The organism is Anaerovorax sp. IOR16, from assembly GCF_017168145.1.
Classification (GTDB): Bacteria; Bacillota; Clostridia; order Peptostreptococcales; family Anaerovoracaceae; genus IOR16.
On the sequence record NZ_JADQTL010000007.1, the window covers coordinates 1 to 7,438 of the forward strand.

Annotated in this window: 14 protein-coding genes; 2 read left to right on the plus strand and 12 right to left on the minus strand. The window is 30.7% G+C overall.

Annotated elements, in window-relative coordinates:
- Both I2490_RS02100 and I2490_RS02105 read left to right on the plus strand, forming a co-directional pair.
- Nucleotides 1-352 (plus strand): transposase (locus tag I2490_RS02100; protein WP_206458138.1); only part of this gene is annotated, 352 nt, incomplete at its 5' end.
- Nucleotides 352-1,107, plus strand: a complete 756-nt coding sequence (locus I2490_RS02105) for a transposase (RefSeq protein WP_206458150.1) — start codon at nt 352-354, stop codon at nt 1,105-1,107. The genes I2490_RS02100 and I2490_RS02105, both read left to right, overlap by 1 nt.
- Before the next feature lie 158 nt (nt 1,108-1,265).
- On the opposite strand, the gene I2490_RS02110 is transcribed toward I2490_RS02105, so the two are convergent.
- From I2490_RS02110 to I2490_RS02165, 12 genes are all read right to left on the minus strand, one after another.
- Nucleotides 1,266-1,760, minus strand: a complete 495-nt coding sequence (locus I2490_RS02110; RefSeq protein ID WP_206458139.1) for a DUF2680 domain-containing protein — start codon at nt 1,758-1,760, stop codon at nt 1,266-1,268.
- A gap of 166 nt (nt 1,761-1,926) precedes the next feature.
- Nucleotides 1,927-3,048: a putative bifunctional diguanylate cyclase/phosphodiesterase gene (locus I2490_RS02115; RefSeq protein ID WP_330634519.1), complete on the minus strand. Its 1,122-nt coding sequence runs from the start codon at nt 3,046-3,048 to the stop codon at nt 1,927-1,929.
- A 294-nt stretch (nt 3,049-3,342) separates the two neighbouring features.
- A complete protein-coding gene (locus I2490_RS17125) occupies nt 3,343-3,477 on the minus strand; it encodes a PAS domain-containing protein (protein ID WP_206458141.1) in 135 nt (44 codons plus the stop codon).
- Nucleotides 3,478-3,529: 52 nt separating this feature from the next.
- Complete coding sequence (locus I2490_RS02125; protein ID WP_206458142.1) at nt 3,530-4,162, minus strand: cache domain-containing protein; 633 nt, start codon at nt 4,160-4,162, stop codon at nt 3,530-3,532.
- Nucleotides 4,163-4,172: 10 nt separating this feature from the next.
- A complete protein-coding gene (locus I2490_RS02130; RefSeq protein ID WP_206458143.1) occupies nt 4,173-4,544 on the minus strand; it encodes a PDC sensor domain-containing protein in 372 nt (123 codons plus the stop codon).
- A 151-nt stretch (nt 4,545-4,695) separates the two neighbouring features.
- Nucleotides 4,696-5,043 carry a hypothetical protein gene (locus I2490_RS02135; RefSeq protein ID WP_206458144.1) on the minus strand — a complete coding sequence of 116 codons (348 nt, stop codon included), beginning with the start codon at nt 5,041-5,043 and terminating at the stop codon, nt 4,696-4,698.
- A 20-nt stretch (nt 5,044-5,063) separates the two neighbouring features.
- Nucleotides 5,064-5,423, minus strand: coding sequence for a hypothetical protein (locus tag I2490_RS02140; RefSeq protein WP_206458145.1), 360 nt, complete (start codon nt 5,421-5,423; stop codon nt 5,064-5,066).
- Nucleotides 5,408-5,569: a hypothetical protein gene (locus tag I2490_RS02145; RefSeq protein ID WP_206458146.1), complete on the minus strand. Its 162-nt coding sequence runs from the start codon at nt 5,567-5,569 to the stop codon at nt 5,408-5,410. The genes I2490_RS02140 and I2490_RS02145 overlap by 16 nt, the downstream gene beginning before the upstream one ends.
- 238 nt (nt 5,570-5,807) lie before the next feature.
- On the minus strand, nt 5,808-6,140 hold the full coding sequence (locus I2490_RS02150; protein WP_206458147.1) for a diguanylate cyclase domain-containing protein: 333 nt from the start codon (nt 6,138-6,140) through the stop codon (nt 5,808-5,810).
- 42 nt (nt 6,141-6,182) lie between these two features.
- The gene (locus tag I2490_RS16810) at nt 6,183-6,446 is read right to left on the minus strand and encodes a hypothetical protein (protein WP_280634183.1); all 264 of its coding nucleotides are present in this window, start codon (nt 6,444-6,446) and stop codon (nt 6,183-6,185) included.
- Between the two features lie 32 nt (nt 6,447-6,478).
- Entirely contained in the window at nt 6,479-6,970 is a 492-nt protein-coding gene (locus I2490_RS16815) for a transporter substrate-binding domain-containing protein (RefSeq protein WP_206458148.1), read from the minus strand.
- Nucleotides 6,971-7,050: 80 nt separating this feature from the next.
- Nucleotides 7,051-7,438, minus strand: a 388-nt coding sequence (locus tag I2490_RS02165) for a transporter substrate-binding domain-containing protein (protein WP_206458149.1), incomplete at its 5' end; no start/stop codon positions are given.

Sequence of the window (7,438 nt, forward strand, 5' to 3'; positions counted from 1 at the left end):
TGTAGCTTATCGATGGTATCTTGGTTATAGTTTAGAGGAAGAAATTCCTCACTTTTCTACCTTTGGTAAAAACTACTCTCGTCGGTTTCAAAATACTGACTTATTCGAACAAATCTTTCAAAGAGTCATTGCTGAAATCATGGAATATGAATTCATTAATTCAGAAAGCATTTTCATTGACGGTACACATATTAAAGCAAGTGCAAATAACCATAACAGTGAAAAAGAAACCGTTTTGGAATCCGTTAAATACTATGAAAAAGAACTAATGAAAGAAATTAACGAAGATCGCATTGAACGAGGAAAACAAGCTTGTAAAAAAAAACGGAAGCCAAAGAAAAGACAAAAGTAATCAAGAAAAGTACCGTAGATCCGGATTGCGGCGTATTTCATAAAGGAAAGCATAAGGTAGTATTTGCTTATGCTGCAAATGTAGCTTGCGATCGAAACAATTACATACTTGCTTTTCATACAAATCCAGGAAATGTACATGACTCAGTTGCATTCCCAAAGATTTATGAAAAAGTAAAAAGATATAAAGGTGTAAAAAATATTGTAATGGATTCCGGATATAAAACACCTGCAATTGCTAGAGAAATACTCAAAGATAAACGAATTCCTATCCTACCATACAAACGACCTATGACAAAAAATGGTTATTTTAAAAAACACGAATATGCTTATGATGAATACTATGATTGCTTTGTATGCCCAGAAAACCAAGTGTTAAACTATACTACAACAAATAGAGAAGGGTATCGGGAATATAAGAGTAAAGGAGAAATTTGCAAGAGTTGCCCTTCCTTATCAGAATGCACAGCAAGTAAAGACCATGTAAAAGTAGTCACACGTCATATATGGGAAAACTACATAGAGCAATGTGAGGACATTCGTCATACTCCAAAGTATCGAGATCTTTACAAACTACGGAGTCAAACCATTGAGCGAGTCTTTGCAGATGCAAAAGAAAAACATAATATGCGTTATACACAATATCGAGGGATTCAGAAGATAGAAATGGAACTGAATCTTCTTTTTGCGTCCATGAATCTAAAAAAACTAGCAACATGGATTCATAAATCTGAAAGAAGGAATCAAATGGCATAGAGATATCCTTTTATTTTTTCTTTTTTTAAAAGCTTTATAGAAAAAATAGAAAATACCTTGCAGAAATTATAAGAATATAAATTTAGCAAGGTATTTTGTCTACAGTCTGAATAACTCGATAGGATTATACCTACCGAGTTATTATCTTTTTTTCTTAATTAATTTTCAGATACTTGACAGCTTCCGTTTCTTAAACCACGTCCTTGGCCTTTTCCTTGCCCATTTCTAGGTCCGTTACCTTGTCCCTGACCGTTTCCATTCATGCTTCCAAATCCGGCTCCCATTCTCTGACCAATTTTTGCATTTCCGGTTCCATCACAATTGAGCTGATTTTCTTCAATTGCTGCAATAATTTCTTCTGCTCTTTCTTGTGTCATAGTTCCATCAGCAACTCTTTTTTCTAAAATATCTTTTTTCATTTGAAGCTGCTCTTGTTTAAACTCTTCCAATTTTCCAGCATCCTTTGCAATGCTTCCATAAGTAACATTGTTTGCTGTTTTTTCTGAAACAACACTCTCAACTGTTTTTCCTGTAAGAGCTGCTACTGCTTCTGCAGGAGTTTTATAGTTTGAAGCTGCAAATGCAGTCAATGAGGTTGCACCAAGTGCGAGTACCATCATACCAACCGTTAAAGCTATTTTCGTTCTTTTCATATAAAAGACCTCCTTTTTTATATCTTCTCTAACAATTTTTATGGTTTAATAGTACCGAACAAATATGGCAAAAGTATGACATAAATTTTTAATTTTTATGGTATTTTTCTGAACTTATTTTTTCGAAATATGATGTTCTTGAAAAGTAAATTAAAATTTTATAATTTTATTCTTTTTCTTTTAAAAACTGCAATGTCTCTTCCTCATTTAGTGGCTTAGCAAATAAAAATCCTTGTGCTTGATTGCAATGATTTTTAATTAAGAAGTCAACTTGCTCTTGTGTCTCCACACCCTCAGCAATAACAGATAAATTTAGATTCTCAGCCAGTTCAATAATAATTTTTGCAATAATTCCATTATCACTATTTGGAATGTCTTTAATAAAGGAACGATCTATTTTAATCTTATCTACAGCAAATTTTTTCAAATAAGATAGAGAAGAATACCCTGTTCCAAAATCATCAATTGCAATTTTAACACCCATACTTTTTAATTCATTTAAAATTCTCTCACATTCCTCCTGATTTTCCATTAAGATACCTTCCGTAATTTCCAGCTCTAATAGGTTAGCAGGTAGCCTCGTTTCTTTTAAAACTGAATGAATTAAACTTATAATGTAAGGTTCTTTAAATTGTATTCTTGATAAATTTACACCAATACTGATTTTATGACCTTGACTATAAAGTTTATGTCCGAAATAGCAAGCTTCTCGGAGAACCCATTCTCCAATCTGCAAAATCATTGCAGATTCTTCCGCTAGAGGAATAAATATATATGGCATAATGCTTTCTTCACTGTTTTGTGGTTTCCAACGAATCAACGCTTCCATTCCAATTATTTGTCCACTTTGCATATCAATTTGCGGCTGATACTTAAGCGAAAATTCATGCTGCAAAAGTGCGTTTCTCATTTTATTTTGTAATTCATATTTTTGCATTGATTGTTTATTGATATCTTTATTATAAAATTCAAAACGATTTGCTTTGCTCCTTTTTGCGCTGTTTAAAGCTGAAGTTGCAGTTTTCAATAAGACATCAAAGCTATCTGCGTCCTTTGGATAAATCCCGACACCGATTCCGGCAGCAATATATACCTCTTCCAAATCAATATAATATTTAGAATTTATCTCTTGATCCAGTCTTGTGACAAAAGTATAAAGATCATTAATTGATTTAATATTTGTTTTCAGAATCGCAAATTCATCATTCCCTAATCTTGCAAGGCAATCATTTTTCTCTTCAAATTTTTTTAATTTTTCAGAAAGAGCAACTAGTACTTTATCCCAAATTCATATCCTTTCGCCTCATTAATCAGTCTAAAATCATTAATATTATAATAATTAAAGCACACATTAAATTTTCTTGATGCATTAATTTTTTAAAAATTCTTCAAAATACGTTTGCTTCGTAGTTTTGTCAAAGAATCTAAATACTTCAATTCATAAACATCTTTTCTCTTGCTTATAGTTTGTTATATCTATCACACTTCCAATATAATAATCTTCTTTATTGTATTGAACGACATCAATCTTAAAAATAAATAATAAGTTTGCCCTGTGCATTCTGATACTCAATTTCTTCTTTTACCTGTTTGTTTTATAAATATTATTTAATAACTCTTTATGTAAATGAATCATATCATCAATAATCTGATGATTCCTTAAATCATCTTGCGAATATCCGGATATCTTTTCAAATGCAGAATTACAATACAACAAACATAATTTTGATCTACAATAAAAATTCCTTCATCTGTTTTGGATAGAAGCTTCATATCATTTCCAGCCTCGTTTGAATTTTTATTTTTTTATTGATTTCTTCCGATAATTTTATATTTTTATGTTCAATTTCGATCATATATTGGGCCATTTTCTTCGTCATAAAAGAAAGGCCCTTTGTTAAAATACCAATTTCATCTTCTCTTTTAAAATAATCTTGCGGCAAACAAATCGTTCGATTGTTATTGCTATATCCTTCGATTTCTCTGAATAACAACAATTGGTTTGATATACTAAATTGCAATAAACAAACTAATAATGCCGTGATAACAATGATAGCAATTAATGCTAAATAAAATATCTGCATTAAGCGATGCAATGGCGCAAAGACTTCTTTTATTGGAATTACAGTAACGACTGACCAATTTGCATTTTCTATAGGACTATAAGCTACAAAATACGCTTTATTATTAATTGTAACCTGCGTTACGCCTTTTTGATTTGAAATCAGCTTATCTAAAGTAATACCATATGCTTGATTAAAAGAAGGCTTTTCAGACATTTCTTCTTGATATTCAGGATGATAAAGAATATCTTCATTTTTATCCAGAATCATAGCATAACCATCTTGCCCTATATGATGAGTTTTCATCATTTTATAGAGGTCATCAATCATTAAATCCAACCAAATGCACCTAAATTCTTTCCATTTTCAATAATAGTACCGCAATGGTTATCACTTTCTTATTTGTTATAATATCGATATATGGATTGGTTACCGTAACTTTCCCTGCCTGAATCGTCTCAATATACCATGGTCTTTTACTTAAATCAAAATCCCATCTTATTTCATATCCATACTGGTTGGTAACAATATCACTCGCTTCATCCAAAGCAATATAAGATAAAGCGATGTTTTCATCCATCATAGCGATGTCATCCAATTGTTTTGTTACTCGTACATAAAGGGTGTTTCTGTTTATCTGATCTGTCTCTGACATCTTTCGTAATGTTATAAAATCTGTATTTGTCATCATTTCGGATGTTATTATAATATATTTTTGCATAAACATCTCAATTTCTATAGCAATTCGGCCAGCCTTTTGACAGCTCCTCTTTTCGTACTGTTTCAAAATAATCACGTACTTGCGTATTTAAATAAAAAAAATATACAAAAAATTAACAAGAGAAAGATACTATGTGCAAGTAAAATTTTTCTTATAATACTCTTTTTAAACCAATGCATCCTGTTACCCCTCTAAACTTTTTATAATTGATTACTAAAGCAAGAACCGGTTGATAAATACATAATTTGTTCCCCATAGTTTCTTTCAGCTGATGGAAAGCGTCAACACCTGTACAATGACAGGTTAGATAAGTAGAGTTTGTTTCTTTTAGAAACTGTCCAATTTCTTTCACAATTTTCGGATTTTCCGTTTGATCACATGAGTGATTATACAAGTGAAATCCACCTATTACCAGTCTTGGAAAACAACCTTTTCTTTGATAAAAATTCTCTAATATATTTACAATGCCATTGTGTGCACATCCTGCGACAAGTATCATTCCTTTCTCTTCTTTGATGATTAAATTTGTTCATGCATGAAATCATCAAGAACCAAGGAACCTTTCATTTCTTTCAATAACTCCTTATTGCCAGACGGTTTATATTTTTGACCTTTAACATTGGATAAAAGTTCCATATCATCATCAATAATAAAATTATCTTTTACAAATACAAATCGATCATTTGGAAGTAAACTTTGATCTAATCCGATATACTTTTTTTCACCATCTTTACGATTTGCAAAATATTTTCCAAATGCATTTTGATTTAATAAAATTTTTGCTTTATCATTTATTTTTAAGAATGTAGCTAGACCACCGCCATGATAATGCCCGTGAGAAAGTATTGCAATGTCAACTTCTCTTAAATCAACGCCCATTTTTTTTGCATTTTCCGAAAAAAGCGCACTTGCCCCGTATCAAATAAAATTTTATGATTTTGTGTTTCAATATATAGGCTCAATCCATGTTCACAATAAATATCATCGAAAACGGAAGTGTTCTCTACCAGCATTTTTAAAATCATAAGATGTCCCCCTCCTCCTTTATCCTTTTTTTATCTGCATACATATTAGAATCTGCTTCTTTTCTAACTCAAAGATAGATTTTTTATTGTCTTGTCGATAAGAATATCCAAAAGCTACTGAAGGTATTAATTATCTTCTTCACTGATTACAATAGGATTTTCATTTAAATATTCTCTTATTTTAACAATTAGAGTTTCTGCAGATTGAGTATTTTCTTCAAATAGAATAATATAGAATTCATCTCCACCATACCATAAGATAAGCGCTCTTAGGCAATATTTGATGTAAACTTCTAGAAAACAACTTTAAGAGTTCATCGCCAAGTTGATGCCCATACTTATCATTTACAATCTTTAAATTATTCAAATCTGCAATGATGAGAGTTTGTGGATATACTTTCTCATCAATGGTATCCCGGACTTTTGTGAGGTAATGATTTCTATTTTTTAAATTTGTCAATGTATCAGTGTACAAAAGCTCTTCTCTGGCATTTAAAAGTTCTATTTTTTTCTTTTCCATAATTAAGTCTTTTTTAATTTTATAAGTTAGAATAGCCAATAAAATTAACAAAAATCGCCATTCCTGATATTATAAAGACCAATCGTTCTTCTTTTATAATGTTTTGTCTATGAGGTATTCTGCATATCCTGTCTTTGACAATTCTTCAATATCCAATAATGGGATAACTTTGTCAATAATCGAAGCCAAATAAACCTTATCTTTATTTACACCATAATACAAATAAGAATCTGAATTAGTAACTCCCTTTTCACATAGATTATATAATTCCAATTCACCAATATAATATCTCACTACGGTTGGATTTTCGATTAAATAATCCGCTTTGCCTATACTGACTAGGTTTAAAGATTCCATAATGTTATTTGTTTCAATAATATTAACATTAACTAGATTTTTTTCCAGAACTTCTTTATGCCAAAATAAACAGCAACTTTTTTATCTTCCAATCCAAAAATATCTCTGACATCTAAGCTGTCTTTTCTTCCAACAATAATATCTCGTTCCTTACTGAATGCTCTAGGAAATATGATATGTTTTGAACGTTCTTCTGTCTTTGCAATATTTAAAATATCAATTTCACCTTGCTTTAATTTTTCATATAGTGTATCAAAATCATCATATACATAAGTAAACGTTATTCCAGTTTTGCTTCCGATTTCTTTAATAATTTCAGCACTGATTCCAAGATATTCTCCATCGCTATAATAATCAAAAGGGAGATAATCTTTTGTAATACCAAAAACAGCTTTTCCATCCTGCTTTAAATAATTTAACTCATCTTCATTTAGGTTCATGATTTTTCGATAATACTTTATTTCATTCTCCCTAATAAACTCCTTAAGCTTATTGTCCTCAATCGATTCAATTTCATCATTCAAGATTTCTGCTAGAATTGCATCTTCTTTTCTTGTTGAAAAAGTCAACTCTGAATTGATTTTATTAATTTTGAAAACATACTTTAAATCTGGATAGGTGTATGTATAATCATAAATAACAGCGCCCCTGCAGTGATAAAAGCATCAATTAAACCTCTATGTACTGCTTCCACTCCATCATTTTTGTCATCAAATACAAATTTCTGATAGTTGATTTTATTGTATAATTTAGGCAACAATTCTATAATAATATCATCTTTGACAAACCCCACTTTTCTTTGATCGATATCACCAATTGTTTGAATGGTACTTCCATCTTTTGTAATAATCGCATATGGATTTTTATAAACCGGCTTTGTAAACGACATCCATTTTTTTCTTTCCTCTGATTCATTTGCTGCAAAGAGAATGTCAACATGTCCATTTAACAAATCTTGATAGATCTCAGACCAACTTCGAGTATCAATTTTA

What these genes read in the sequence shown, in the direction of transcription:
- I2490_RS02110 (WP_206458139.1), bottom strand. Translation starts at nt 1,760, where the DNA reads ATGAAAAGAACGAAAATAGCTTTAACGGTTGGTATGATGGTACTCGCA.
- I2490_RS02130 (WP_206458143.1), bottom strand. Translation starts at nt 4,544, where the DNA reads ATGCAAAAATATATTATAATAACATCCGAAATGATGACAAATACAGAT.
- I2490_RS02135 (WP_206458144.1), bottom strand. Translation starts at nt 5,043, where the DNA reads ATGATACTTGTCGCAGGATGTGCACACAATGGCATTGTAAATATATTA.
- I2490_RS02140 (WP_206458145.1), bottom strand. Translation starts at nt 5,423, where the DNA reads ATGGGCGTTGATTTAAGAGAAGTTGACATTGCAATACTTTCTCACGGG.
- I2490_RS02145 (WP_206458146.1), bottom strand. Translation starts at nt 5,569, where the DNA reads ATGATTTTAAAAATGCTGGTAGAGAACACTTCCGTTTTCGATGATATT.
- I2490_RS16810 (WP_280634183.1), bottom strand. Translation starts at nt 6,446, where the DNA reads ATGGAATCTTTAAACCTAGTCAGTATAGGCAAAGCGGATTATTTAATC.